This is a genomic window from Micromonospora yasonensis (assembly GCF_026013475.1).
Lineage (GTDB): Bacteria > Actinomycetota > Actinomycetes > Mycobacteriales > Micromonosporaceae > Micromonospora > Micromonospora yasonensis.
The window spans coordinates 13092-37929 of record NZ_JAPDPH010000012.1 but is presented as its reverse complement, the minus strand read 5'-3'; the positions used below and the strand labels follow the sequence as shown (position 1 = coordinate 37929).

Below are 24838 nucleotides of genomic sequence, written 5' to 3'. Positions count from 1 at the left end.
CGCGGCTCCTGCTGGTATTCGTCCGGGATCAACCGCAATCCGGGCGGCATGACCGGCCCGGACCGGGGGTACCGGCCAGGAATGCCTCTCACCCGCGCCCTCGACGGCGCCACCGTCGTGATCACCGGCGCCTCCAGCGGAATCGGCGCGGCCACGGCGTACGCGCTGGCGCGCCGGGGCGCCGACGTGGTGCTGGCGGCCCGTACCGAGGAGGCCCTGCACCGGGTCGCCGGACGCTGCCGGGAGTTGGGCGGGCGAGCGGTGGCGGTGCCCACCGACGTGACCGACCCGGAGGCGGTGCGCCGGCTCGCGGCGCGGGCGGCGGCCGAATTCGGCCGGATCGACGCCTGGATCAACAACGCCGCCGTGACCGCGGTCGGGCTCTTCGACGAGATCCCGGTCGAGGAGTTCCGCCGGGTGGTGGCGGTGAACCTGCTCGGCACCGTGTACGGGACGAAGGCGGCGCTGCCCTGGCTCGACGCGGCCGGCGGCGGCGTCCTGGTCAACAACGCCTCGGTGCTGGCCGAGGTGGCCATGCCCTACCAGTCGGCGTACAACGCGACCAAGCACGGCATCCGTGGACTGGCCGACACGGTCCGGCAGGAGCTGCGGGTGACCGGGCGCGGCAACATCTCCATCTGCACCGTGCTGCCGACCAGCATCGACACCCCGTTCTTCCGGCATGCCGCCAACCACAGCGGGCGGGAGCTGACCCCGCCCCCGCCGGTCTACCCGCCGGAGGTGGTCGCCGAGACGATCGTCCGGCTGCTGCGCCGCCCCCGCCGCGAGGCGTACGCCGGGGGCGCGGCCCGGCTGCTCGGGCTGCAGTGGCGGCTCGCCCCGGCGCTCGTCGAGCGGGTACTCGGCTGGTACACCACGCGCACCCAGTTCGGCCCCGGCGTGGCCCTGGACAGCACCGGGAACGTGTTCCGGCCCGACGCCGAGGCCGCACGGTCCGGCGGCTGGCACGGCCGCCGCCGGCAGCTGATCCGGATGACGGCGGCGTTCGGGCTGGCCGCGGCGGGCACGGCCGTCGGCACGCTGGCCGCGATGACCCGACGAGCGAGAGCGGAGCAATGATGGACGTCGACCGGCCGGATGCGCGCCCCCGGGCCGGCATGCACAATGGGAAGATCATGCCGACGGACGTGCGATGCCTGGTGGAGGCGGACGAATCGTCCGCGATCGTCAGGCTGACCGGGGTCCTCGACCCGACCGGGACGGCCGCCGTCCGCGACGCCCTGCTGGCACGGCTCTGGCAGCGGCCCGGCCCGGTGGTCGTCGACCTGTCCGCGGTCCGGATCGTCGGGCCGGACGCCCGCGGGGTGATCGACGAGGTGCACCGCACGGTGGCCGACTGGCCCGCCGCCGGTCTGCTCGTCCTCGACCCGGCCGCCGGACGCGGCACCGACGCCCGCAGCCCGGCCGGCGACCCCGATGACGCCCCGGTCTACCCGTCGCTGGACGAGGCGCAGGCCGCGCTGATCGGCGCGCCGCTGGCGGCGGTGCTGGCCGCTGACCTGCCGCCGGTGGTGGCGGCGGCCCGGGAGGCGCGGGCGCTGGTCACCGACGGCTGCGGCCGGTGGGGCGTGCCGGACCTGGCCGAGCCGGCCTGCATCGCGGTCACCGAGATGGTCAACAACGTGGTCGCCCACGCCGGTACGCCGATGACCGTCCGGGTCGCGCCCGACAACGGCACGCTGCACCTGGCGGTACGCGACCACTCCGGCCGGCAGCCCGCGTACGCCGGCCTGGCGCCGGTGAACTCCGCCGGAGGTCGCGGGCTGCTGCTCATCGACACGGTGGCCCGGCGCTGGGGCAGCACCCCGCTACCGAACGGCAAGGTGGTCTGGTGCGTCCTGCACGCCGAGGACGAGGCGGCGCTCCGCAGCTGACCGGGCCAGCCCTTTTGGCCCTCTTCCTCCCGATCCACCCCACCGGACGCGGTTAATGCGCCGAGTCCAGCGGGTAGTGACCACTCATGCGCGACGACGACTACCCCACCCCCGTGTCCGACCCGGAGGCGGAGGGCCTGCCCGACACCGCCGACGACGACTCGACCGCCGACGACGACGTCCGGACCGGGCGCGAGGCGGACGGCCCGGAGCCGGCCCAGCTGCCCGGCGACCGCACTCCAGTGGCCGTGGACCGGTACGGGACCACCGCCGAGGAGCAGCTCGACGGCGAGTCGCTGGACTACAAGCTCCAGCGGGAGCAGTACGAGCGGTCCGCCGACGATCCGCTCGCCGGCCCGGTCGACCCGGACATCGCCGCCGAGGCGGACAGCGAGGAGGCCGCCGCGCAGGCCCAGCTCGACGCCGACGTGATCGACCCGGGGCCCACCTCCGACCCGCACTCGCCGGTCTCGATCTACGACCACGGCCAGCTCGGCGCGGTCGCCGACCACGAGGTGGGCCGGCTGGTCGAGCCGGACGAGGGCGCGCACACCGACCAGGAGACCGACAACGTCGCATACGACGCGGGCGCGGCCGGGGGCGGGGCGACCGCGGAGGAGCTGGCCATCCACGAGACCCGACCGCCGGAGGCGACCTGACCGCTCAGCCGCTCAGTCGTCCAGGCCCCGCTCGATGGCGTAGCGGGTCAGCTCGACCCGGTTGTGGAGCTGGAGCTTGCCGAGCGTGTTCTGCACGTGGTTCTGCACCGTCCGGTGGGAGAGCCCGAGCCGCTCGGCGATCTGCTTGTACGACAGGCCCTTGGCGACCAGGCGCAGCACCTCGGTCTCCCGCTCGGTGAGCCGGGGCGCCGCGTCGTCCGGGGCAACCTGCCCGGCCGCCAGCCGCCGGTACTCTCCGAGCACCAGGCCGGCCAGGCCCGGCGTGAAGACCGGCTCGCCGGCCGCCGTGCGACGCACCGCCTCCAGGAACTCGGCCGGCGCGGCCGACTTCACCAGATAGCCGGTGGCACCGGCCTTGACCGCGTCCAGCACGCTCTGCGGTTCACCGCTGGCCGACAGCATCAGCACCCGGACCGCCGGCAGCGCCGCGCGCAGTCCCTGGATCACCGCCACCCCCGAGATGTCGGGCAACTGGAGGTCGAGCACCACCACGTCGGGGCGGGCCGCCGGGGCCACCCGCACCGCCTGCCGGCCCTCCCCACTGGTCGCCACCACCTCGTACCCGGCCTCGGTGAGGTCCCGCGCGACGCCCTCGCGCCACATCGGGTGGTCGTCGACCACCATCACCCGGATGCTCACCGCCCCCTCCTCGGCACCCTCAGCTCGATATCCGTGCCGGTGCCAACGGCGGAGGCGATACGCACCTCGCCGCCCAGGTCCGCCATCCGGCCCCGGATCGACTGGGCCACCCCGAGCCGGCCCTGGGCGGCGGCCTCGGCGAGCCGCCCCTCCGGGATCCCCGGCCCCTCGTCGCGTACCGAGACGGTCACCGTCTCCCCCTCGTCCTCGATCAGCACCCAGGCCCGCCCGCCGGCGTGCCGGGCCACGTTGTCCAGGGCCGCCCCGACCGCGGCGGCCAGCTCGCCGGCCACCCGGCCGGGCAGCGGCACCGGGGTGGCCGGCGCAGCCACCTGGACCGCCGCCGAGGCGTACCGGTCGAGCAGGTCGCGCAGGTCGCGGACGTCGCCGTCCTCGACGGGCGCGGCGCCCGCGCGGCCGATCAGCGCGCGGAGGGCGGCCTCCTGCTCGCCGGCCAGCCGGGCCAGCTCGCCCGCCTCGCCGTCCAGCTGGGCGCCGCGCCGCTGCACCAGGGACAGCACCTGGAGCACCGAGTCGTGGATGTCGCGGGCCAGCCGCTCCCGCTCCCGGGTCGCCGCCTCCAGCTCCACCGCCCGTTGCAGCCGCTCCTCGGCGATGACCGCGAGCCGGGCCACGTGCCCGACCACCACGCCGGCGAGCAGCATCAGGATCACCCCGGTGAGCGAGGACTGGCTGATCCGCTCCCGGGTGGCCAGGTCGGCCGCGCCGAGGATCAGGGCGGCGACCGCGCCACGCCGCCGGCCGCCGGAGACCGCCCAGGCCAACACCGGACCGGCCAGCCAGGCGACGGTCAGGGTGGGCACGCCGGCGGCGAGCGCCGCGCGACCGATCACCCACGGGGTGGCCAGCATGATCGCCAGGACCACGCCGAGGTCGGCCAGGAGCAGCGGCCAGCGCCGCCCGGCCGGGCGCGCGTAGCCGGCCGCGGTCACCCCGGTCCAGGCCAGCATCAGCAGGAGTACGCCGCCGGCGGCGATCGGGTGCGCGTACCGGTGGCCGTCGCGGAGGACCAGCACGCCCACGTACGCCAGCGAGGCGAAGCGGAACACCGCGATGGACCGCCAGAGCGGAACCTCCAGGCCACCCGGGGACGACGGCATGGGCGACACCCTGCCACAACCCGCCCACGGACTGCCTATTGTGCGGCGTAGGAAACCCTGACGTACGGTGGAAATGCCGCGAAAATCGTCGAGATCAACCGCCGGGACGGGGCCATGACGAACGCAGAACCCCCCGCACCGCGTACGGTTGTGCCCATCGAACCTTCCCTCCTCGTCGCCGAGGCCTTCGACCAGGCCCAGGTGACCGAGCTTCGGCACTCGGTCACCTCCTGCGCACACGCCTCGGGGCTGAGCGGCCAGCGGTTGGACGACTTCGTGCTGGCGGTCAACGAGCTGATCACCAACGCGGTACGACACGGCGGCGGCCGGGGCTGGCTGCGCCTCTGGTGTGCGGACGGGGAGCTGGTCTGCGAGGTCGCCGACCACGGCCACGGGATCAGCACCCAGCGGCTCAGCGAGCGCAACCGTCCCGCCCCGGACACCGCCGGCGGCTGGGGCCTCTGGCTGGCCCGGGAGCTGAGCGACACGATGGCGGTGGAGACCGGCGAGGCGGGCACCATCGTCCGGATCACCGCCGCGCTGGCCGTCCGGCAGCACGCCAGGCGCCCCGCCGAGGCCTGACCCGGCCGGCCGGCTCACCCGAAGAGGGCGCTCACCGACTCACCGTTGTGGATCCGCCGCATCGCCTCGGCGAGCGCGGGCGCCACCGAGAGCACCTCGAGCTTCGGCACCCGCTTCTCCTCCGGGATCGGCACGGTGTTCGTGCAGACGATCTCCAGCACCCCGTCCTGCGCGCTGAGCCGCTCCAGCGCCCCGCTGGAGAAGAGGCCGTGGGTGCAGGCCAGCCGGATCGAGCGGACCTTCCGCTCGCGCAGGTGGGCCATCAGCTCGATCACCGTGCTGCCCTTGGCGATCTCGTCGTCCAGCACGATCACGTCCCGGTCGGCCACGTCGCCGATCACCGTGCTGATCGTGACCCGGTCGTCGCTGAACCGCTGCTTGGCGCCGGCGGCCACCGGGGTGCCGAGCATCCGGGCGAACGCGGCGGCCTCCTTGGCGTTGCCCAGGTCCGGCGAGACCACCACCGCGTTGCTGAGGTCGTACCCCTTGAAATGGGCAGCCAGCTCGCGCAGCGCGTGCAGGTGGTCCACCGGGACGCTGAAGAAGCCGTGCACCTGCGGCGAGTGCAGGGTCATGGCGAGGACCCGGTGCGCGCCGGCGGAAGTGAGCAGATCGGCCACCAGCCGGCCGCCGATCGAGATGCGCGGCGCATCCTTCTTGTCCGAGCGGGCGTACGCGTAGTGCGGCAGCACCACGGTGATCCGGCCGGCCGACGCGCCCCGGGCCGCGTCGATCATGAGCAGCAGCTCGACCAGGTGCTCCTGCACCGGGGGCACCAGTGGCTGGATCAGGAAGACGTCGCGCTCCCGGCAGTTCGCCTGCAACTGCACCTCGAGGCAGTCGTTGGCGAACCGGGACACCCGCACCGGGTGCAACGGCACGCCGAGGTGGGCGCAGATCTCGGCGGCGAGGTCAGGGTGGGCGGTCCCGCTGAACACGGCAATGTCACGCACGCCTGGTGATCGTACGGGTCGTCCGGGGGAAGGCGGTGGACGCTCCCGGCGGGTACGGTGCTGCCGTGACCGGAGAGCTCGTCGCCGCCATCGATCAGGGCACCACCTCGTCGCGGTGCATCGTCTTCGACCGGGCCGGGGAGATCGTCTCCGTCGCCCAGCGCGAACACCGGCAGTTCTTCCCGCAGCCCGGCTGGGTCGAGCACGACGCGGAGGAGATCTGGGCGAACGTGCAGCAGGTGGTGCTGGAGGCGCTCGCCGCCGCGGGTGCCGGGCCGGACGGGCTGGCCGCCGTCGGCATCACCAACCAGCGGGAGACCACGGTGGTCTGGGATCGGGCGACCGGAAAACCGGTCGCCCCCGCCATCGTCTGGCAGGACACCCGCACCGGTCCGCTGCTGCGTGAGCTGGCCGAGGCGTACGACGAGAAGCGGCTGCGCGCCCGCACCGGCCTCACCCTGGCCACCTACTTCGCCGGACCGAAGCTGCGCTGGCTGCTCGACCACGTCGACGGCCTGCGCGCGCGGGCCGAGCGGGGCGAGGTCCTGTTCGGCACGATCGACAGTTGGCTGATCTGGAAGCTGACCGGCCGGCACGTCACCGACGTGACCAACGCCAGCCGCACCATGCTGATGGACCTGGCCACCCTGGACTGGGACCCGGAGCTGCTCGACGCGCTGCGGGTGCCGGCCGCCATGCTGCCGGAGATCCGCAGCTCGGCCGAGGTCTACGGCACCGCCGAGGGGGTGCTCGCCGGGGTGCCGGTGGCCAGCGCGCTCGGCGACCAGCAGTCCGCCCTCTTCGGGCAGACCTGCTTCCAGCCCGGCGAGGCCAAGTGCACCTACGGCACCGGCAGCTTCCTGCTGCTCAACACCGGCGCCAGCCCGGTCACCTCCGGGCACGGCCTGCTCACCACGGTCGCGTACCAGATCGACGGCCAGCCGCCCGTGTACGCGCTGGAGGGCGCGATCGCGGTCACCGGCTCGCTGGTGCAGTGGCTGCGCGACAACCTCGGCCTGATCTCCACCGCCCCGCAGATCGAGGAGCTGGCCCGCACCGTCGACGACAACGGCGGCTGCTACGTGGTGCCGGCCTTCTCCGGGCTGTTCGCGCCGCACTGGCGCAGCGACGCCCGGGGCGTGATCGCCGGGTTGACCGGCTACATCACCAAGGGGCACCTGGCCCGCGCGGTGCTGGAGGCGTCCGCCTGGCAGACCCGCGAGGTGGTCGACGCGATGAACGCCGACTCCGACGTGGCGCTGCGGCGGCTCCGGGTGGACGGCGGGATGACCGGCAACGCGCTGCTCATGCAGTTCCTCGCCGACGTCCTCGACGTGCCGGTGGTCCGCTCCCGGATCACCGAGACCACCTGCCTCGGCGCCGCGTACGCGGCCGGCCTGGCGGTCGGCTTCTGGCCGGACCTGGCCACCCTGCGCGAGCAGTGGAGCTCGGACGCCCAGTGGCAGCCCGCCATGGACCCGGCGCACCGGGAGCGCGAGCTGCGCAACTGGCGCAAGGCCGTCCAGCGCACCCTCGACTGGGTGGACTAATACGGCGGAGCCATGCGGCCGAACGGGACCCCCGGCGGATGGCGTGGTCGCGCCCCTCGGACGGGCGATGGCTCAGCCGACGGCCTTGACCAGCGCGACGAAGGCCCGCCACGCCTCCGGAGCGAAGGCGAGGGTGCCGCCGTCGCGGTCCTTCGAGTCGCGGACCAGTACGCGGTCGGACAGGTTGTCGGCCACCTCGACGCACGTGTCCCCGCCGTTGCCCGACCGGCTCGATACACGCCACCGAGGGGTGGGGGCAGTGTTCACAGCTCGCTCACCAGCTTCCCGATCAGCTCGACCGACACGCCAGCGGGCAGGGCCTCGCTGAGCAGCGTGTCCCACATGGTCCTGATGGTATCCATGGCGTCGGGCCGGTCGACCACCTGACCGAAGACACCGTCCACGTAGGCCACTTCGTCCCCGTCCGGCAGGGTGGCCAGCACGAAGCCGCCGGCCAGTCCGGGGTGCGCGCCGACCTCGGCGGGCACCACGTAGGGCCGGACGTGCGGCAGCGCGGCCAGCTCGACCAGCCGCTCCAACTGGGCGCGCTGGACGTCCCGGTCGCCGACGACCCGGCGCAGGGCGGTCTCATCGATGATGGCGGTGAACCGCTTCGGGGTCGGGCCGGTGAGCAACTCCTGGCGGGCCATCCGGCTGGCGACGAGCTGGTCCACCCGCTCCGGGGTGTGCGTGCCCTGAGCGTGCAGCACGGCACGCGCGTACGCCTCGGTCTGCAGCAGGCCCGGCACCAGCGACGGCTGGGAGGTGCGGAGCGCGACCGCCTCCGCCTCGATCCCCCGCCACGGTGCGAACCAGGCGGGGGACTCCTGTCGGGCGGCCACCGCCAGCAACTCGGCCAGCAGCCCGCCGGTGCCCAACGCCTCGTCCGCGGCCTCGGCGAACTGCGGGGTCGGCCGGCGCCGGCCGGTCTCGATCGCCGCGATGGTGGACGGGCTCCACCTGATCAGCTCCGCGAGGGCCTCCTGGGAGACGCCCGCGCCGGCCCGCGCGGCCTTGAGTGCCCTGATCCACATGTCGCCGTTCATCCGACCATCCCGAGACCGACCGAGAGTGACGAGAACATCCTCGACGGTGACGCGGGTCGGGTCCAGCAGGTACGGCGAAGCGGGGTGTCCCGGTCAGTCCCAGCGGTTGCCGGTGAGTTTCTCGTAGACCTCGACGTAGCGGGCCCGGGTCGCCTCGACCACCTCGGCCGGCACCTCGGGGGCCGGCGGCTGCTTGTCCCAGCCGCTGCCGGTGGCCCAGTCGCGCACGTACTGCTTGTCGAAGGAGAACTGGGCGCGACCCGGCTGGTACGACTCGGCCGGCCAGAACCGCGACGAGTCGGAGGTGAGCACCTCGTCGGCGAGGACCAACGTGCCGTCCGGCGCCCAGCCCAGCTCGATCTTGGTGTCGGCGACCAGGATGCCCCGGTCGGCGGCGATCTCCGCGCCCCGCCGGTAGACGTCGAGGGTGATCTGCCGCAGCCGCTCGGCGGTCTCCGCGCCGACCTTGTCGACCACCTGCCCGTACGTGATCGGCTCGTCGTGCTCGCCCTTGGGCGCCTTGGTCGACGGGGTGAAGATCGGCTCGGGCAGGATCGACGCCTCCACCAGGCCCCGGGGCAGCTCCACGCCGGAGACCGCGCCGCTGCGCTGGTACTCGGCGAAGCCGCCACCGGTCAGGTAGCCCCGGGCCACGCACTCGATCGGGACCATGTCCAGCCGGCGGCAGCGGATCGCCCGGCCGGCGAACTCCGCCGGCACGTCGGTGGCGGAGATGACGTGGTTCGGCACGAGATCGACGAGCTGCTCGAACCACCACAGCGACAGCGCGGTGAGCAGGCGACCCTTGTCGGGGATCGGGGTCGGCAGCGCCACGTCGTAGATCGAGATCCGGTCGGAGGCGACCAGGATCAGGTCATCGCCGTCGGCGTAGACGTCCCGAACCTTGCCGGAGTGCAGAAGTTCCACGGCGCTAGTACACCATGGGAGCGGTGCCCGCCCGGCGCGGCCACCGGCCGTCCCGTCCGCTCCGGCCCGGAGGCGTGCCGGGTCGGACGTTGACACCCTCGCCCGGGCCCTGGGTAAATGGTCCGTCCGCCGCAGCCGCCAGGAGACCGCCCGTGCCCGCTCCGCAGCCCGCGTCCCGCCCCGGCCTCGACCGGCGGCGGCTCCTCGGCGGGCTGGCCGGGCTGCCCCTGCTCGGCGGCGGGCTGGCCGGCTGCACCCCGGAGGAGCAGACCCGGGCCGACGACGGGCCGATCGAGCTGTCCGTGTTCTGGTGGGGCGGCAACCAGCGGGCCGAGGCCACCGAGCGGGCGCTGCGCCTCTACTCCCAGCAGAACCCCGGGGTGCGGTTCCGGGTCACCTGGCAGGGCCTGACCGGCTACTACGACCGGCTGGCCACCCAGGCCACCGGGGGCAACGTGCCCGACCTCTTCCAGGTCGACGACACCGTGCTCACCGAGTACGCCCAGCGCGAGATCGTCCTCGACCTCAGCCGGTACGTCGCGGACGACCGGCTCGACCTGCGCGGCCTGCCGGAGAACCTGGCCCGGTACGGCCGGGTGGACGAGCGGACCGTGGCGGTGGCCGCCGCGCAGACCACCGCCGCCCTGGTCTACAACCGGGACCTGCTGCGCCGCCTCCGGGTGCCGGAGCCGCACACCGGCATGCCGTGGAAGGACTACACCCGGTGGGCCGCCCAGGTCAGCCACGCCTCCGACAGCCAGGTGGTCGGCACCACGGACCCCTCCGGCGACTACCGTGCGCTCTGGCTCTGGCTGCGCGGGCAGGGCGGCGAGCTGTACCGGGGGCGACAGCTCGGCTTCAGCTCGGCCGAGCTGCTCGACTGGTTCGAGTTCTGGCAGGTGGCCCGGTACGACCGCGCCACGCCGGACGTCCCCCTGGTGGAGCTGGCGGACACCGGCGAGCCGGACCGGGAGCCGGTGGTCACCGGGCACACCGCCGCGTCGTTCGCCTGGTCGCACCAGCTCCCGGAACTCCAGCGCCGGACGAAGGAAGAGCTCGGCATGGTCGCCCTGCCGGGCACCCCGGCCGCGCAATGGCCCCGGGCGTCGATGTACTGGGCCGGGTTCCGGGGCACCCGGCAGCCCGAGGTGGTCGCCGACGTGATCAACTTCCTGACCAACAACGTGGCGGCCGGTCGGCTCCTGGGCACCGAACGCGGGCTGAACCCGAGCGTCTCCGTCCGGCGGTTCGTCACCGACGGGACCACCGACCGGACCGTGAAGCGGTTGGTCGCCCTCGACGCCGACCTCGCCGACCTGATGGGTCCGGCGCCCGCTCCCCCGCCCAAGGGCCACGCGCGGGTGCGTACCCTGCTCGTCGCCGCGGCGGAGAGCATCCGGGCGAAGCAGTCCGGGGCGCGGGCGGCGACCTCGAGGTTCATGGCGCAGGCGAACGCGGCCCTGGCCGAATGACCCGGCGTCGCGGTCCGGTGCCGGGGCCGGACCGCGACGGACGGACCAGGTCAGCGCCGCGGGCCGCCGCGCCGGTTACGCATCAGGAGCAGCACCAGCAGCACGATCACGACGACCACCCCGAGGCAGCAGAGCAGCCCGAGGAAGCCGAAAAAGCCGCCGCCGCCCCGAGGCCGCCGCCGCGCGGCCTCCACCACCAGCTCGCCGGTGCCCGTGGACGCCCAGGCCGCGACCGGTACGAAGACCGCAAGCACGACCGCACCGAGGACCGCGCCGAGCCGCCCCCACCACCTGTTCCAAGCAGACATGCCCTCATCCTCGCCGAGACGCGCAAGCCGGGCCGGGCGGACGCGGCCCCTCACCGGACGACCCGCCACCACAGGTTCGTCGCGGCGGGCGTGTACGTGACGCCGATCCGCTCCAGCGGGACCGTGCAGCCGCCGGGGTACGCGAACAACCGGACCCCGTCGCCGAGCATCAGCGGCGCGACGATGGTCAGGACCTCGTCGAGCAGGCCGGCCTCCAGGCAGCCACGCGCCGTCTCGGCGCCGAGCGGGTTGACGTACTTCTCGCCGGCGGCGGCGCGGGCCGCGGCGACCGCCTCGCGCAGGTCCGCGACGAAGGTCACCCCGGGCACCGGCTCGGCCGGCGGCTGGTGGGTGAGCACGAACTGCGGCCCCTCCCAGCCACCCCCGAACGCTTTGCCCTCCTTCTCGGTCCCCCGGTGCGGGTCGTCGCCCCCGAAGGTGCGGTTGCCGACGAGCAGGGCCCCGATCCGGCCGATCAGGTCGTCCACCGTCGGGTTCGGCGCGATGTGTTCGGTCAGCCAGGACATGTCGCCGCCCGGGCCGGCGATGAAACCGTCGAGCGACATGGTCACCGAGTACAGCAGCTTCGCCACGGTGTCGTCTCCTCTCTCCACCGATGGCATATCACCCGCCACCGACATGCCTCATCGATCGGCCAGGGCGGGTTCGGCCCGGTCGGGACCGTCGAGCTGGTCCAGGGAACGCACCTTCGGGATCGGCGAGGGGAGCAGCCAGAGCACGCACAGGGTCCCCCCGACCGCCGCGATCCACAGCGTCGGGCGCAGGCCGAGCCAGCTGCCGAGCGCCCCGCCGGTCAGCGCGCCCAGCGGCCGGATCCCGTAGTTGACCGTCGAGTACATGCCGGAGACCCGGCTTCGCAGGCCGTCGGGGATGACAGTGGCGTTGAGCGCGTTGAGGTTGACGTCGAACAGCATCACACCGACCCCGGAGAGGAACTCCGCCCCGGCCACCAGAGCCACCCGCGCCCAGAGTGGGCCCCCGGCGACGGCCACCAGGGCGATCGAGGCCGGGAAGACAACAGCGCCGAGCATGATGCTGCGGCCCACCCCGATCCGGGCGGACAGGCGCGGCGCGGCGACCGCGCCCAGCAGCCCGCCGGCCGCGCCGACCCCGAGCGCGAGGCCGAGCAGCCCCGCGGGGAGGTCGAGCGTACGGCTGGCGAAGAAGACGAGCAGCGCGTTGAAGACGAAGCTGAAGTAGTTGACGGTGGTCGTACAGCCGAGGGCGGCCCGGAGGACGGGGTGACCGAAGGTGAACCGCAGCCCCTCCCGGGCTCGCTGCCACAGCCGGCCGGTCGCGGCATCGTCGGTGCCGCCGGACGTCCCGGTCGGTCTGGCCCGGCCGATGCCCCAGGCGGACAGGAGGAACGAGACCGCGTCCACCAGGATCGCGATCGGCGCCGTCAACGCCTGGACCAGCACACCCCCGAGGGCCGGGCCGGCGATGAACGACACCGACCGGCTGGCGCTGAGCGCGCTGTTCGCCGCCAGGTAGCGCGACCGGTCCACGAGCAACACGAAGAAGGCCGGGTACGTGGTGTTGAACAGCACCGAGGCGGCCCCGGTCAGCAGCGCCACGGCGTAGAGCTGGGCCAGCGTGCCGGCGTCGAACGCGAACGCGAGGGGCACCGTCACGAGCAGCGCGGCGCGGATCAGGTCGGCCGCCACCAGGAGCCGCTTCTTGTTCGGCTGCCGGTCCACCCAGGCGCCGAGGAAGATCGCGGCGAGGTTCGGCAGCCACACCAGGGCGGTCAGCACCGACACCTGGGCGGCGGTGGCGTCGAGGAGGAGCACCGCGAGGAGCGGGAAGGCCAGCTCGGAGATCCGGTCGCCGAACTGCGAGACGGCGTGCGCCACGAAGAACGGCCGGAAACCGGGGTCGCGGAGCAGCGGACGAGACCGCTCCCCGGGGCCGCTCACCGCTCCTCCGCTTCGGGCATGACGTAGCGCATGAACCGCACGTGACGGGCACCGGACGGCTGGTCGGCCCGGTCCCGGGTGACGTACGGCGCGAGCACCTGCTCGATCGCGGCGTTGACGGCGGCCAGCTCGGCGGCGGTCAGCCGGACGTTGGTGTTCGACAGCCCGGCCTCCCGGCGCCACTCCGCCGCCAGGTACGGCTCGACCTCGGCCATCCACCGCCCGGGAAGGTCCGCGTACTGGGTGAAGATGGCGCGGCTCAGCACCTGGCTGGCGGCCTGTCCCTCCTCGTCCTCGGGAAACGTGAACCGGAAACCGCGCGCACTCGCCTCCCAGTACCGTTTCCGCGCGTCGCCACCGGTCCCGCTGTCCCGGACCAGGCCGAACCCGGCCAGGTGACGCAGGTGCCAGCTGGTGACCGAGGGCGTCGCGCCGACGTGCTCGGAGAGCTCGGTCGCGGTCGCCGGGCCGTGCCGCTGGAGCCGCCCCAGGATGGCCAGCCGGACCGGGTGGGAGAGCGCCCGCATCGCCTTCGGGTCGGTCAGCTCGAGATCTCCGTACGGATTGCCCTGGTCGGAATTTCTGAGAGACATGTTTCGAGAGTAGCCTCTCAGAAATTACCGGGCAAGCCACGCCTGGTGATCTGCGGGTGAGTGCGCGGAAACGGCGAAAGGCCCCGGAGCGGACTCCGGGGCCTTTCGCGACGAGTAGCGGGGACAGGATTTGAACCTGCGACCTCTGGGTTATGAGCCCAGCGAGCTACCGAGCTGCTCCACCCCGCGCCGGCTCGTACAGCCTATCGCATCTCCGCCGTGGAGATCAGCCGGGTCCCGGGATCGCGGCGGATCGGCCGGTACGAACGAAGGGCCCCGGAGCGGACTCCGGGACCCTTCGTGGCGAGTAGCGGGGACAGGATTTGAACCTGCGACCTCTGGGTTATGAGCCCAGCGAGCTACCGAGCTGCTCCACCCCGCGTCGGCTCGTCTACCGTAGCGCACCGACCCCAGGGGACGCAAAACGGGCCGTCAGCGCAGCCACCGCCGCAGCGCCTCGACCGCCCGCCGGCTGTCCGCGTCGAACTGCGCGGCGTCGGTCGACGTGCCCTCCCAGCCCTGCTCCCAGAGCACGGTGACCACGTCGCCGACCCGGATCGCGCGGACCAGGTGGACCTCCTCACCGCCGGTCGGGTCGCCGTTGACGTCCCGCTGCGGCGTGCGGATCTCGAACAGCACCGACTCGTCGCCGTACCCGCCGCCGGCCAGCAGCCGCTGGGTGGCGGTCACCTCCGGCGCGTACGGGTCGGGCTGCTCGGGGCAGTCCTGGACGGCGCGCCGCAACTGCCGCAGCGCGTCGTCGGCGCGGCCCGAGCGGTAGCTGGTGATGCTGTTCCGGTAGCTGCCGTCCGGGATCGCCTCGGCCGACGTACCGGCCAGCTTGAAGGCCAGCGTCCGGGCCCGGCGCGCCACCCGGTCCGCCTCGCCGGGGGTGACGCCGCACAGGGCCGGCAGCACCGGCCCCGGGACGAACTGACTACCAGTGCCGGCGTCGTTGGCGGCGGGCAGGGTGAAGAAGGCCCGGTCGGGAATGCTGGTCGGGGTGGTGGCGGCCGGCCGCGCGCTCTTCGTCGGTGGCGTCCCGGACGTACGCGATGGCGGCGTGGTCCGGCTCGGCGACGGCGCGGGCGATCCGGTGGTGGGCGCCGCCGACCGGCTGGCGGCGGGCGGGGCGGCCACCGGCGGGCCGGGCGACGTGTCCGGCCCGGACGTGAGGACGATCCGGGAGCCGGCGAGGCTCGCCCCGGCCAGCGCGGCGGCGGCCAGCGCCCCCAGCACGGCGCGGTTCCGCGCCCGGCGGTCGGCGCGCCGGCGCAGCTGGTCCGGCGCCGGCAGCACCCGCTCGTCGGTGTCCGCGGCCAGCGCCCGGTAGAGGCGGATCAGTTCACGAGACATCGTTCACCTCCAGCTCCCCGGCGTCCACGCCGGGCAGCAGCTCGGCCAGCCGGGCCCGGCCCCGGGCCAGCCAGGACTTCACGGTGCCGGTGGGGACGCCCGCCTCCCGGGCGACCTCCGCCACCGACATGTCGAACAGGTAGTGCAGGGCCAGCGCCTCTCGCTGCCGGACCGGCAGCTGGCGGAGCGCGCCGACCAGCAGCACGGTCTCCTCGCCGGGTGGCCGGACGTCGTCCGGCGGTCCGGTCCGGCTGGCCGCCAGCCGCCAGCTCCGCAACCGCCGCCAGCGGTCGGTGGCGAGCCGGCTGATCACCAGCCGCAGCCACGCCTCGGGGGCCGGATGGGCGGCCAGCTTCCCCCACTGCCGCCAGGCCCGCGCGTACGCCTCCTGGACCAGGTCCTGGGCCTCGGCGGGGTCGTCCGCCACGGCGTAGCCGTACCGCAGCGTCCGGACCGACGTGCTGCGGTAGAAGTCGTCGAAGCTGTTCGCGTCCCGCATCGGAGAATCCGCCTCCCCTCCGTCCACCTGCTCTGTTGACGGTGGAACGGGGTGTCGGGTTGCGGGCGTTCCGTCCGATACGCGACAGGCCCGTGGCCCCGGACCGCTACGGGTTCCGGGCCACGGGCCTGCGTGGTCGGGTCGGCGTCAGCCGTTCGGCGTGGCGGACGGCGCGGCCGGCGGCGACGCGGACGGGCTGCCGCTCGCCGCCGGGGCCGGCGACGGGTTGGCCGCGGCCTGCGCCTCCTGGAACGCGGTCATCGCCTCGTCCAGCGCCTTCAGCGCCCGCCCGTACCGCTCGAAGTCGCCGGATGCCTGGGCGGCCTTCACCTCGCCGATCGCGCTCTGCACCCGATCGGCGGCCTTTGCCAGCTCGCCGGTGAGCACCGGCGGAATGGTGCCGCCGGTCGGCGGGTTCGTCCCGCCGGAGCTGGGCGGCGGGGTGCCGCCGGGGGTCCGCTTGCCCTGCTCGACGAGCTGCTTGATGCCCTCGCTGAGGTTGTTCGCCAGCACCACGTACGAGCCGCCGTCACCGTACGAGAGCAGCACCCTCTGCAGCTGCGGGAACGCGTTCTGGGTGTTGCTCTTCACGTAGACCGGCTCGACGTAGAGCATTCCGTTGCCGAACGGCAGCGAGAGCAGGTTGCCGTACTGCACCTGGGACTGCCCCGAGGAGAGCAGGTTGAGCTGCTGCCGGATGTCACCGTTGTTGGTCATCTGCTGGTGCACCTGGACCGGCCCGGAGATCCGGGTCTGGTCGGGCAGCTCCAGCACCTCCAGCCGGGGCTGCCCGTCGACGTACGACCCGGAGATCAGCGCGGCGAGGTTCTCGCGGCGGTTCGGGGTGACCGCCGAGGTGAGCTGGAAGCGCGGCCCCTCCTGCTGCCCCGGGAACTGCGTGTAGAGGTAGTAGGGCGGCTGCTTCTGCCCGCTGTCCGGCGCGTCCGGCACGTTCGGCACCTGCCAGAAGTCCTGCCCCGAGTAGAAGTCGCCCGGGTGGGTGACGTGGAACCGGGTGAGCAGGTTGCGCTGCACCTTGAACAGGTCCGCCGGGTAGCGGAAGTGCGCGGCCAGCTCCGGCGGGATGTCGGCCTTCGGCAGCACCAGGTCGCCGCCGAACGCCTTGTTCCACGCCTTGAGCACCGGGTCGGTCTCGTCGAACGCGTAGAGCCGGACCGTGCCGTCGTACGCGTCGACCGTCGCCTTCACCGAGTTGCGGATGTAGTTGACGTTCTCCCGGGCGAGCTGGATGGTGCCCCGGCCGGTCAGCTCGTCGGCGGTCTCGGCCTGGAGGTTGACCCGGTCGGCGTACGGGTAGGTCGCGGCCGTGGTGTAGCCGTCCACGATCCACTGGATCCGGCCGTTCACCACGGCCGGGTACGGGTCGCCGTCCACGGTGAGGAACGGGGCCACCTTCTCCACCCGGTCCCGTGGGTTACGCACGTAGAGCAGCTTGGAGTCCTTGTTCACCGCCGCGGAGAGGAGGAAGTTCGACTCCTGCTCCTTGATCGCGTAGAGCAGCCGACGGGTGAACGAGCCGATCTTGACACCGCCCTCGCCGGTGTAGGTGTAGTACTGCTCACCGCCGGTCGAGTTCGGCTCGTCGCCACCGGTGGAGGTCGGCTTGTCGCCACCGGTGGAGGTCGGCTTGTCGAACTCGACGCTGCGGTCCCCGGTCTGCCCGACGATGGCGTAGTCGTCGGCCTCCATCCGCTCGCCGTAGTAGATCCGGGGCTGCTGGGCCGGGATCTGATCGCTCGGGGAGGCGCACCCCTGCACCTCCTTCGCCGAATCACCGAGGAATCCGGAGACGAAGAACGGCGTGCCGTTGCCGCAGATCTGGTTGGCCGGAGCGGCGACGAGGCCGTAGCCGTGGGTGTAGACGGTGTGCCGGTTGATCCAGTTGTTCTGCTGCTGGGTCAGCTCGCCATAGTTGATCTCCCGGACGCCGACCACGTAGTCGGCCGTCTTGCCACCCACCGTGTACCGGTCGATGTCCAGCTTCGGGCCGAAGTCGTAGAAGCCGCGCACCTGCTGGAGCTGGGTGTACGTCTCGGAGACCAACTGCGGGTCGAGCAGCCGGATGTTCTGCACCACCGAGGTGTCGGTGGCCAGGCTGGCCGGCGGGGTCAGGTTGTTGGCCTGGTATCTGGTGGTCTTGGTGTCGGTCAGCCCGTACGCGGCCCGGGTCGCGTCGATGCTGCGCTGGATGTACGGCGCCTCCTTGTCCCGAGCGCTCGGCTTGACCTCGAAGGTCTGCACCGCCCACGGGTAGATGCCGCCGATCGCCACCGCGGAGACGCCGAGCAGGGCCAGCGCGATGCCCGGCCAGACCAGGTTCCGCATCACCGCGTTGGAGAACACGATGATCGCGATGGCCACCACGATCGAGATGTAGGCCAGGATCTCCTTCGCCGGGAGCAGGGCGTTCACGTCCGCGTAGCCGGCGCCGTAGAGCTTGGCGCCCTCGTTGTACTCCAGCAGCATCGCCCGCCGGTCCAGCACGTACGCGACCGCCTTGAGCAGGACGAAGACGGCGACCAGCGTGCTCAGGTGGGCGCGGGCGGCGACGGTCATCCGGTCCCCGATGCCCTGCAGCCGCACCCCGCCGAAGATGTAGTGCACGGCCAGCGCGCCGAGCAGCGACAGCACCACCGCGGTGAAGCCGACCCCGAGCAGGTAGCGCCAGAACGGCAGCTGGAAGACGTAGAAGCCGACGTCGACGCCGAACTCCGGGTCCTTAACGCCGAAGCTGCCACCGTTGCGGAACAGCAGCCACTGGCTCCACCGGCTCTGCGCGGAGAGTCCGGCGAAGAGCCCGATCAGCGCGGAGACCACAGCGATCCAGGTGCCGAGCCGGGGGCTCAGCAGCATCCGGTAGCGCTCAAGGGTGGCCTGCTCCGGGGAGTGCGGGCGCAGCTGCGGCCGGACCCGGTGGGCCAGCCAGAGGTTGCCGGCGATCACCAGCGCCATGCCGAACCCGACCAGCAGGAACAGCAGCAGGCGGGTGGCGAGGACGCCGGTGAAGACCTGGGTGTAGCGGACCTCGTCGAACCAGAGCCAGTCGGTCCACGCGTTGACCCCCCACCCGAGCAGGGTGAAGAGGACGAACACCCCGATCAGGACCCCGATGGTGACGCGTCCGCGCCGGCTCATCCTCGGCAGGGGGCTGCTACGCATGACCACTGTTGGCTCCGCACGCTCGATGTGATCGGCTCCGACCAGGCACCCAGAGTACGGGGTGTTCCTGAACACGTCGGGTCAAGGTCACGTCACGATCCTCGCGCGCAGCCGCAACCGCTCGGGATCAGCAGCGGGTGGGCTGCCCTCCGGCGCGAAGCGTATCGAGCGCCTTCAGCGCGTCGTCGAGCGACGTCACCTTGAGCAACGGCAGGTCGGGCTGCGGGTTACGGACCGCCTCGGCGCAGTTGTCGACGGGCACCAGGAAGACCTTCGCCCCGGCCCGCTTGGCGGCGACCAGCTTCTGCGGGATACCGCCGATCGGGCCGACCTGGCCCTCGTCGTCGATGGTGCCGGTGCCCGCGATGATCTTTCCGCCGGTCAGGTCGGCCGGCTCCACCTTGTCGACGATGCCGAGGGCGAACATCAGCCCGGCGCTGGGCCCGCCGATGTCGCCAAGGTCGATCTTGAGGGTGAACGGGTGCGGCTGCTGCTGGTCGATCTCGATGCCGATGCGCGGCCGGCCGTCCTGCTCCCGGCTGGTCACCGTGGCGGTGCCCGGTTCGCCGGCGCGGGTGTACCCGATCTTCAGCGCGGTGCCGGCCGGCTTGGCCCGGATCAGCTCGGTGAGCCGGCCGGCACTGGTCACCGGCTGGTCGTCGACCGAGGTGAGCACGTCGTTGGGCTTGAGCACGCCGACCGACGGGCCGCCCGCGGTGACCGCCTTCACCAGCACCTGGATCGGATAGCCCAGCTCCCGCAGGGCGGCGGTCTCCGCGCTGGTCTGCGAGTTCTGGAAGTCCTCGACGTTGCGCTTCTCGATCTCCTCCTGCGACTCGCCCGGCGGGTAGACCAGCTCGCGCGGCACCACCGCCTCGTCCTTGGAGAACCAGCCGGCCAGCGCCGACCGGAGCCGCACCGTGGGCTGCACGCCGACCGTGGTCAGCCGCAGTTGGCCCGCGGAGGTGGACGTCGCCCGCCCGGTGACCTGGATGATCTCCTTGCCGTCGGCGCTGCCGAGGGTGTTGAACGTCGGGCCGGGACCGAGCACCACGTACGGGATGGGCACGCTCAGCACCCCGACGCTGAGCAGGGCGGTGAGCAGTGCACCGAGGAGGACGGTCACGCCGCGACGTCTCATGCGGCAGAGCGTACCGATCCGGACGGAGAGGTCCGGCGCGGTGACCGCCGGACTTCGCCCTCAGCGCAACCCCGACGGGCGCGACCTGCGGCGCGGCGCGCGTACCGTAGACGACGTGCCTGATATTCCGTTCGGCTTCGCGCTCCCGGGTGGGCAACCACCAGACCCCAACGACCCCGCGCAGATGCAGCAGTTCATGTCGCAGTTGCAGCACCTGCTTTCCGCGCCGGGCAGCGGGCCGGTCAACTGGGACCTCGCCCGTCAGGTGGCCGCGAGCCAGCTCGCCGCCAGCGGTGACCCGGCGGTCTCGCCGTTCGAACGCAACGCGGTGGAAGAGGCGCTGCGGATCGCCGACCTCTGGCTGGAGCCGGCCACCTCGTGGCCCTCCGGCATCCGGGCGTCGGTCGCCTGGAACCGCAACGAGTGGATCTACAAGACCCTCGACGTCTGGCGCAAGCTCTGCGACCCGGTGGCCAGCCGGATGGTGGGCGCGATGGGCGACCTGGTGCCGCCGGAGGCCCGCGCCCAGCTCGGCCCGATGCAGTCGATGGTCGCCACGCTGGGCGGCGCGCTCTTCGGCGGCCAGCTCGGCCAGGCGCTCGGCTCGCTCGCCGCCGAGGTGCTCTCCGCCGGCGACATCGGCCTGCCGCTCGGCCCGGCCGGCACCGCCGCGCTCGTCCCGGCCAACATCCGGGCGTACGGCGAGGGCCTGGAGCTGCCCGAGGACGAGGTACGCCTCTACGTGGCCCTGCGCGAGGCCGCCCACCAGCGACTTTTCCAGCACGTGCCGTGGCTGCGCGGGCACGTGCTCACTGCGGTGGAGAACTACGCCGCCGGCATCCGGGTGAACCGGGAGGCGATCGAGGAGGCGATGGGCCGGGTCGACCCGACCGACCCGGAGTCGATGCAGGCGATCGCGCTGGAGGGCATCTTCACCCCGGAGGACACCCCGGCGCAGAAGGCCTCGCTGGCCCGGCTGGAGACGGTGCTCGCCCTGGTCGAGGGCTGGGTGTGTCACGTGGTGGACAGCGCCGCGGGCGACCGGCTGCCCAACGTCGTACGCCTCGGCGAGGCGTTCCGCCGTCGCCGGGCCGCCGGCGGGCCGGCCGAACAGACCTTCGCCGCCCTGGTCGGCCTGGAACTGCGACCGCGCCGGCTGCGCGAGGCCACCGTGCTCTGGGCGGCGCTGACCGAGCACCGCGGGATCGCCGGCCGGGACGCGGTCTGGGGCCACCCCGACCTGCTTCCCTCGGACGACGACTTCGCCAACCCGGAGGCGTTCGCCGCGACCAGCAGCGACCTGGACGAGGAGCTGGCGAACTTCGACTTCAGCGCCCCCGGCGCCCCGGAGGAGCAGGCGCCGGGCGAGGACGACGACAAGTCCTGACCCGCCTGGGTTCCAAGATCCGCACAACGTACCGAGGTCAAACTTTCCCGGACGTTGTGCGGATCTTGCTGCGTCCGCGGCGGTCAGCCGGGCTGGCCGGAGAGCAGGGCGCGGGTGGCCTCCCAGCCCTCGAAGGCCGGGTCGAGGGTGGCCAGGTCGGCCGGGCCGCGCAGCCGGCGCCAGCCGGCGGTGACCGCCACGTCCCCCGGGCGCGGAGCGGCCGCGCGCACCTCCGCCGGCGCGGCCCGGTCCAGGTCCAGCGCCGGCAGCCAGTCCGGTACGGGCAGCCGGGCGGCCACGCCGAGCAGGCCCGGCCCGGCGCCCTCCACCGGGGCCACCGCGACCGGCCGACTGGACAGCGGCCGGAGCAGCTTGCCCAGGGTGAGCCCCGGCACGTCCGGCGCGTCGGCGACCACCACGGCCGCCTGGTCGTACCCGCCCGGCCCCGCGCCGCCCGCGGCCGGCGTGACCTCCCCGGCCGGCCCCGCGCCGCCAGGCGACGCGGCCTCGGCGGTCGAAGCGGCGCCGACGGGCGGAACGGCGCTGGCGGACGGAGCGACGCTGGCGGGAGGCGCGACGCCGGCGGCCGAAGCGGCCTCGCCGGGCAGAGCGGCGTCAGCAGGCCAGGTCTCGGACGGAGCGGCGTCGGCGGGCCGGGCCGCCAGGGCGGCGAAGACGGCGTTGACGGTGGGTTCCGGCACCTCGAGCACGGCGGTGCCCGGCCAGACCACGACGTCGGCCAGCCAGCGGTCCCCCGGCGTCACCGCCACCGCGATCTCCACCTCGTTGAGCGTGGCCAGCAGGTCGACGACGTCCTCGGCGAGCGCGGTACGCCACCGGGTCGGGTCGATCCCCGGTGGCGTCCAGGCCACCGGTCCGAGCAACGCCACCACCACACGTCGAACCATGCCCGACCCTAACCCGTCCCCACGTCTCTCACCCGCCACCAAGATCCGCGCAAGTTCACGGAAGTTGCGGCTTCGGCGCACGGGCAGGCAGCACTTTCCGGGAAAGTGTGGCCTCCGCGCAGGCCGAGTGGATCAAGCCGGGACCGGTGGGTCAGTCCGCCAAGGGTACGCCGGTGGCGGCGGCGACGCCCTCCAGGTAGCCGCGGGCCCGCTCGGTCTTCGGGTACCGGCCGACCAGGGCCCAGAACGAGGCGTCGTGGCTGGGCACGATCAGGTGCGCCAGCTCGTGCAGGAGCACGTAGTCGACCACCCAGTCGGGCATGTCCTGGATCCGGTGCGAGATGCGGATGGTGCGGTCGGCCGGGGTGCAGGAGCCCCAACGGCCGTTCTGGTTGGTGACCCAGCGGACGCTCGCGGGGGCGGCGGTGGCGCCGTACTCGGGCAGGTAGAGGTTGATCAACCGGGCGGCCCGGGCCAGCAGCTCGGCGTCGGAGCGGGCGAGCCGGCCCTCCCGGGCGGCGAGCCGGGCCAGCATCCGGTCGACCCACTCGCTCTCCTCGGCGCGGGAGAACTGGTCGGGGATGAGCACCACGACCCGTTCCCCGTCGCGGTACGCGGACACCGTGCGTCGCCGGCGCTGACTGCGCCGTACCTCGACGACGGGCTTCCGCGTCCCGGCCATCACTGGTCCGCGCAGCCTCGGATGACTGTCACGAGGGAAAGCTAATGCGTACTGACCAGGGGTCCGCAAGAGTCAACACGACGACACGCGCCCGGAAAATGGTGGTTGGTCGTCAGGAGTCCTGAAAAAAATCTTTGCGGGAGACGCGTACGACACTCCGGAGCGTCACCTACCGGCGATGAACCACGTTAGGTGATCTACGGACGGGACGTCGCATCGGGGCCGCCCCGAAGGGGGATGTGGGTGCATTCACCCGGCGTGTCCCCGCCAAACTGACTTATCCGACCTAACTCGGCATGCACACTCTCGACGTCGACTAGCTCACAGAGTCGGCGCACAGCTGACATGGAACTGCCCACACCTGGGTAGGGTCCGCCAACCAGCGGTCACGCGCGTGGCCGCCGACAACCCCCGGCGCCGGTGCTCGCGCGGCCCGCCGCAGGGAACCCGCCGGGACGGCGTGTCCGGTGGACGAGACGAGGAGGGCTACCGTGGCCGACCAGGCCCAGACCTACAACGGTTACTGCGTGAAGTGCAAGGAGAAGCGGGACTTCGAGGGGCGGGTGGAGGTCTCGAAGACCGGCATGAACATGGCCAAGGGCAAGTGCCCGGTGTGCGGCACAACAGTGAACCGCATCCTCGGCAAGGCCAAGGTCTGACCCGTACGGATCGGGCGGGGGGAGGCGGGGCCGTCGGCCCCGCCTCCTCCCCCCATGCGCTGCCGCCCTGACTGTCGGTTCACCGACACCGGTTACCGGTTGGTTGTGGAAAACCCGGCCCAGGCCTGTGGACAACCCTGGATACGGGCGGGCGCACCTGTGGACAACGATCCACGGAGAGCGGGGACACGGTCACGATTCGTGTCATGGCCCACCCGAGTCCGCTCCCCCGCCCCACCCTGCTGCCCGGCCTCACCCGCCTCTGGCGGGACCGGCACACCCTCCAGCTCGGGGTCGAGCCCGGCCGCGCGGTGCTGCTGGAGGTGGCGAATCCCCGGGCCGCCGGGCTGCTCGACCTGCTCGACGGCACCCGCAGCGAGCGGGCCGTCCTCGCGTACGCGTCCACCGCCCAGGTGGCGCCGGACGAGGCCCGGATCCTGCTCGACACGCTCCGGGCCGCGGGCCTCGTCGTACCGGCGCAGAGCCTGCTCCCCCGCGACCTCGCCGGGCCGGACCGGGCCCGGCTCGCCGGTGAGGCGAACGCCCTGGCCCTGGCCGTGCCCGGCCCACCCGCGACGCCGGCCCAGGTGGTGCGCCGCCGCCGGGCGGCCCGGGTGCTGGTCACCGGTGCCGGCCGGCTCGGCGCGGCGATCGCCGCCGGGCTGGCCCAGGCCGGCGTCGGGCACGTCCGGCCCGAGCTGGCCGGGCCGGTCCGCCCGGCCGACCTGGTCGGGACCGGCCTCCTGGCGGCCGAGGTGGGGCGACCGCTGGCTGCGGCGGTCCGGGCCGTGCTCGCCCGGTGCGCCCCCGGCACGGCGACCAGCCCGCTCCGGCGCGGGCGGACCGATCTGGTGGTCCAGCTCGGCACCGACCGGCCCGCCGCCCTGCTGGCCACCGGGTACGCCCAGCGCCGCCAGCCGCACCTCCTGGTCGACCTACGCGGCGGGGTGCCGGTGGTCGGCCCGCTGGTCCGGCCGCCGGTCGGTCCCTGCCTGCACTGCCTCGACCTGCACCGGGTCGACCGCGACCCGGACTGGCCCCGGCTCGCCGCCCAGCTCGCCGCCGACGACGGCGAGCAGGCCTGTGCCGCCACCACCCGGCTCGCGGCGGCGGCGTACGCGGTCGCCGAGGCGCTGGCCCACCTCGACGGCGGCACCCCGGAGACCCTCGGCTGCGCGGTCGAGGTCGCCGGGGCGGGCCGGTTCCGCCGCCGGCAGTGGCCGCCGCATCCGTCCTGCGGGTGCTCCGGACGTCGCCCGATCCGGGCCCGCCCCACCCGCTCCGGCTTCGGAGCAGCAGCGGGCCCTCCGAGTCGGTAAC

25 protein-coding genes and 2 tRNA genes are annotated in these 24838 nt (G+C 73.4%); 9 read left to right on the top strand and 18 right to left on the bottom strand.

What is annotated here, in order from left to right; genetic code table 11:
- Positions 1–81 precede the first annotated feature (81 nt).
- The 3 genes from ONA70_RS04850 (at position 82) to ONA70_RS04840 (ending at position 2554) form a co-directional block, all read left to right on the top strand.
- On the top strand, positions 82–1080 hold the full coding sequence (locus tag ONA70_RS04850; RefSeq protein ID WP_265005110.1) for an SDR family oxidoreductase: 999 nt from the start codon (positions 82–84) through the stop codon (positions 1078–1080).
- Entirely contained in the window at positions 1080–1895 is an 816-nt protein-coding gene (locus tag ONA70_RS04845; RefSeq protein WP_319956150.1) for an ATP-binding protein, read from the top strand. The genes ONA70_RS04850 and ONA70_RS04845 overlap by 1 nt, the downstream gene beginning before the upstream one ends.
- Positions 1896–1981: 86 nt before the next feature.
- On the top strand, positions 1982–2554 hold the full coding sequence (locus tag ONA70_RS04840; RefSeq protein WP_265005108.1) for a DUF5709 domain-containing protein: 573 nt from the start codon (positions 1982–1984) through the stop codon (positions 2552–2554).
- A gap of 12 nt (positions 2555–2566) precedes the next feature.
- Here the strand turns inward: ONA70_RS04840 and ONA70_RS04835 are convergent, their stop codons facing one another.
- A complete protein-coding gene (locus ONA70_RS04835) occupies positions 2567–3199 on the bottom strand; it encodes a response regulator (RefSeq protein WP_265005131.1) in 633 nt (210 codons plus the stop codon).
- 11 nt (positions 3200–3210) lie between these two features.
- On the bottom strand, positions 3211–4335 hold the full coding sequence (gene macS, locus ONA70_RS04830; protein ID WP_265005107.1) for a MacS family sensor histidine kinase: 1125 nt from the start codon (positions 4333–4335) through the stop codon (positions 3211–3213).
- A 114-nt stretch (positions 4336–4449) separates the two neighbouring features.
- On the opposite strand from macS, the gene ONA70_RS04825 reads away from it, so the two are divergent.
- Positions 4450–4917: an ATP-binding protein gene (locus ONA70_RS04825; RefSeq protein ID WP_265005106.1), complete on the top strand. Its 468-nt coding sequence runs from the start codon at positions 4450–4452 to the stop codon at positions 4915–4917.
- Positions 4918–4931: 14 nt separating this feature from the next.
- On the opposite strand, the gene ONA70_RS04820 is transcribed toward ONA70_RS04825, so the two are convergent.
- A complete protein-coding gene (locus ONA70_RS04820) occupies positions 4932–5870 on the bottom strand; it encodes a ribose-phosphate diphosphokinase (RefSeq protein ID WP_265005105.1) in 939 nt (312 codons plus the stop codon).
- 65 nt (positions 5871–5935) lie between these two features.
- Between ONA70_RS04820 and glpK the strand changes: the two genes are divergently transcribed.
- A complete protein-coding gene (glpK, locus tag ONA70_RS04815; protein WP_265005104.1) occupies positions 5936–7420 on the top strand; it encodes a glycerol kinase GlpK in 1485 nt (494 codons plus the stop codon).
- A 72-nt stretch (positions 7421–7492) separates the two neighbouring features.
- Here glpK and ONA70_RS04810 read toward each other — a convergent pair whose 3' ends face one another.
- From ONA70_RS04810 to ONA70_RS04800, 3 genes are all read right to left on the bottom strand, one after another.
- Entirely contained in the window at positions 7493–7687 is a 195-nt protein-coding gene (locus ONA70_RS04810) for a DUF397 domain-containing protein (RefSeq protein WP_265005103.1), read from the bottom strand.
- Complete coding sequence (locus tag ONA70_RS04805) at positions 7684–8466, bottom strand: helix-turn-helix domain-containing protein (protein WP_265005102.1); 783 nt, start codon at positions 8464–8466, stop codon at positions 7684–7686. The genes ONA70_RS04810 and ONA70_RS04805 overlap by 4 nt, the downstream gene beginning before the upstream one ends.
- 93 nt (positions 8467–8559) lie before the next feature.
- A complete protein-coding gene (locus tag ONA70_RS04800; RefSeq protein WP_265005101.1) occupies positions 8560–9393 on the bottom strand; it encodes a phosphoribosylaminoimidazolesuccinocarboxamide synthase in 834 nt (277 codons plus the stop codon).
- Between the two features lie 152 nt (positions 9394–9545).
- On the opposite strand from ONA70_RS04800, the gene ONA70_RS04795 reads away from it, so the two are divergent.
- Positions 9546–10865 carry an ABC transporter substrate-binding protein gene (locus ONA70_RS04795; protein ID WP_265005100.1) on the top strand — a complete coding sequence of 440 codons (1320 nt, stop codon included), beginning with the start codon at positions 9546–9548 and terminating at the stop codon, positions 10863–10865.
- 50 nt (positions 10866–10915) lie between these two features.
- Here the strand turns inward: ONA70_RS04795 and ONA70_RS04790 are convergent, their stop codons facing one another.
- The 10 genes from ONA70_RS04790 to ONA70_RS04745 form a co-directional block, all read right to left on the bottom strand.
- Positions 10916–11173, bottom strand: coding sequence for a hypothetical protein (locus ONA70_RS04790; RefSeq protein WP_265005099.1), 258 nt, complete (start codon positions 11171–11173; stop codon positions 10916–10918).
- A 50-nt stretch (positions 11174–11223) separates the two neighbouring features.
- Positions 11224–11766 carry a dihydrofolate reductase family protein gene (locus ONA70_RS04785; protein ID WP_265005098.1) on the bottom strand — a complete coding sequence of 181 codons (543 nt, stop codon included), beginning with the start codon at positions 11764–11766 and terminating at the stop codon, positions 11224–11226.
- 51 nt (positions 11767–11817) lie between these two features.
- The gene (locus ONA70_RS04780; RefSeq protein WP_265005097.1) at positions 11818–13113 is read right to left on the bottom strand and encodes an MFS transporter; all 1296 of its coding nucleotides are present in this window, start codon (positions 13111–13113) and stop codon (positions 11818–11820) included.
- The gene (locus tag ONA70_RS04775) at positions 13110–13706 is read right to left on the bottom strand and encodes an ArsR/SmtB family transcription factor (RefSeq protein ID WP_265005096.1); all 597 of its coding nucleotides are present in this window, start codon (positions 13704–13706) and stop codon (positions 13110–13112) included. Before ONA70_RS04775 ends, ONA70_RS04780 begins: the two co-directional genes overlap by 4 nt.
- A 115-nt stretch (positions 13707–13821) precedes the next feature.
- A tRNA-Met gene (locus ONA70_RS04770) sits at positions 13822–13895 on the bottom strand.
- Positions 13896–14014: 119 nt separating this feature from the next.
- A tRNA-Met gene (locus ONA70_RS04765) sits at positions 14015–14088 on the bottom strand.
- 50 nt (positions 14089–14138) lie between these two features.
- Positions 14139–15062, bottom strand: a complete 924-nt coding sequence (locus ONA70_RS04760; protein ID WP_265005095.1) for a hypothetical protein — start codon at positions 15060–15062, stop codon at positions 14139–14141.
- Positions 15052–15561 carry a SigE family RNA polymerase sigma factor gene (locus ONA70_RS04755; protein WP_265005094.1) on the bottom strand — a complete coding sequence of 170 codons (510 nt, stop codon included), beginning with the start codon at positions 15559–15561 and terminating at the stop codon, positions 15052–15054. Before ONA70_RS04755 ends, ONA70_RS04760 begins: the two co-directional genes overlap by 11 nt.
- Before the next feature lie 147 nt (positions 15562–15708).
- Positions 15709–18741, bottom strand: a complete 3033-nt coding sequence (locus ONA70_RS04750) for a UPF0182 family membrane protein (RefSeq protein WP_265005093.1) — start codon at positions 18739–18741, stop codon at positions 15709–15711.
- A gap of 127 nt (positions 18742–18868) precedes the next feature.
- On the bottom strand, positions 18869–19882 hold the full coding sequence (locus ONA70_RS04745; protein ID WP_265005092.1) for a YlbL family protein: 1014 nt from the start codon (positions 19880–19882) through the stop codon (positions 18869–18871).
- A 184-nt stretch (positions 19883–20066) separates the two neighbouring features.
- Between ONA70_RS04745 and ONA70_RS04740 the strand changes: the two genes are divergently transcribed.
- Entirely contained in the window at positions 20067–21269 is a 1203-nt protein-coding gene (locus tag ONA70_RS04740; protein WP_265005130.1) for a zinc-dependent metalloprotease, read from the top strand.
- A gap of 83 nt (positions 21270–21352) precedes the next feature.
- Here ONA70_RS04740 and ONA70_RS04735 read toward each other — a convergent pair whose 3' ends face one another.
- Together ONA70_RS04735 and ONA70_RS04730 are read right to left on the bottom strand one after the other, a co-directional pair.
- Complete coding sequence (locus ONA70_RS04735; protein ID WP_265005091.1) at positions 21353–22177, bottom strand: hypothetical protein; 825 nt, start codon at positions 22175–22177, stop codon at positions 21353–21355.
- Positions 22178–22328: 151 nt separating this feature from the next.
- The gene (locus ONA70_RS04730) at positions 22329–22859 is read right to left on the bottom strand and encodes a M48 metallopeptidase family protein (protein WP_265005090.1); all 531 of its coding nucleotides are present in this window, start codon (positions 22857–22859) and stop codon (positions 22329–22331) included.
- Positions 22860–23350: 491 nt separating this feature from the next.
- Between ONA70_RS04730 and ONA70_RS04725 the strand changes: the two genes are divergently transcribed.
- Together ONA70_RS04725 and ONA70_RS04720 are read left to right on the top strand one after the other, a co-directional pair.
- Complete coding sequence (locus tag ONA70_RS04725) at positions 23351–23518, top strand: DUF5679 domain-containing protein (RefSeq protein WP_012014940.1); 168 nt, start codon at positions 23351–23353, stop codon at positions 23516–23518.
- Between the two features lie 206 nt (positions 23519–23724).
- Positions 23725–24837 carry a TOMM precursor leader peptide-binding protein gene (locus ONA70_RS04720; protein WP_265005089.1) on the top strand — a complete coding sequence of 371 codons (1113 nt, stop codon included), beginning with the start codon at positions 23725–23727 and terminating at the stop codon, positions 24835–24837.
- The last annotated feature ends 1 nt before the right edge of the window (position 24838 follow it).

What these genes read in the sequence shown, in the direction of transcription:
- ONA70_RS04720 (WP_265005089.1), top strand. Translation starts at nt 23,725, where the DNA reads ATGGCCCACCCGAGTCCGCTCCCCCGCCCCACCCTGCTGCCCGGCCTC.
- ONA70_RS04850 (WP_265005110.1), top strand. Translation starts at nt 82, where the DNA reads ATGCCTCTCACCCGCGCCCTCGACGGCGCCACCGTCGTGATCACCGGC.
- ONA70_RS04840 (WP_265005108.1), top strand. Translation starts at nt 1,982, where the DNA reads ATGCGCGACGACGACTACCCCACCCCCGTGTCCGACCCGGAGGCGGAG.
- ONA70_RS04790 (WP_265005099.1), bottom strand. Translation starts at nt 11,173, where the DNA reads ATGTCTGCTTGGAACAGGTGGTGGGGGCGGCTCGGCGCGGTCCTCGGT.
- ONA70_RS04755 (WP_265005094.1), bottom strand. Translation starts at nt 15,561, where the DNA reads ATGCGGGACGCGAACAGCTTCGACGACTTCTACCGCAGCACGTCGGTC.
- ONA70_RS04735 (WP_265005091.1), bottom strand. Translation starts at nt 22,177, where the DNA reads ATGGTTCGACGTGTGGTGGTGGCGTTGCTCGGACCGGTGGCCTGGACG.
- ONA70_RS04835 (WP_265005131.1), bottom strand. Translation starts at nt 3,199, where the DNA reads ATGGTGGTCGACGACCACCCGATGTGGCGCGAGGGCGTCGCGCGGGAC.
- ONA70_RS04825 (WP_265005106.1), top strand. Translation starts at nt 4,450, where the DNA reads ATGACGAACGCAGAACCCCCCGCACCGCGTACGGTTGTGCCCATCGAA.
- ONA70_RS04740 (WP_265005130.1), top strand. Translation starts at nt 20,067, where the DNA reads ATGCAGCAGTTCATGTCGCAGTTGCAGCACCTGCTTTCCGCGCCGGGC.
- ONA70_RS04730 (WP_265005090.1), bottom strand. Translation starts at nt 22,859, where the DNA reads ATGGCCGGGACGCGGAAGCCCGTCGTCGAGGTACGGCGCAGTCAGCGC.
- ONA70_RS04775 (WP_265005096.1), bottom strand. Translation starts at nt 13,706, where the DNA reads ATGTCTCTCAGAAATTCCGACCAGGGCAATCCGTACGGAGATCTCGAG.
- ONA70_RS04750 (WP_265005093.1), bottom strand. Translation starts at nt 18,741, where the DNA reads ATGCGTAGCAGCCCCCTGCCGAGGATGAGCCGGCGCGGACGCGTCACC.
- ONA70_RS04845 (WP_319956150.1), top strand. Translation starts at nt 1,080, where the DNA reads ATGGACGTCGACCGGCCGGATGCGCGCCCCCGGGCCGGCATGCACAAT.
- ONA70_RS04805 (WP_265005102.1), bottom strand. Translation starts at nt 8,466, where the DNA reads ATGAACGGCGACATGTGGATCAGGGCACTCAAGGCCGCGCGGGCCGGC.
- ONA70_RS04745 (WP_265005092.1), bottom strand. Translation starts at nt 19,882, where the DNA reads ATGAGACGTCGCGGCGTGACCGTCCTCCTCGGTGCACTGCTCACCGCC.
- ONA70_RS04760 (WP_265005095.1), bottom strand. Translation starts at nt 15,062, where the DNA reads ATGTCTCGTGAACTGATCCGCCTCTACCGGGCGCTGGCCGCGGACACC.
- macS (WP_265005107.1), bottom strand. Translation starts at nt 4,335, where the DNA reads ATGCCGTCGTCCCCGGGTGGCCTGGAGGTTCCGCTCTGGCGGTCCATC.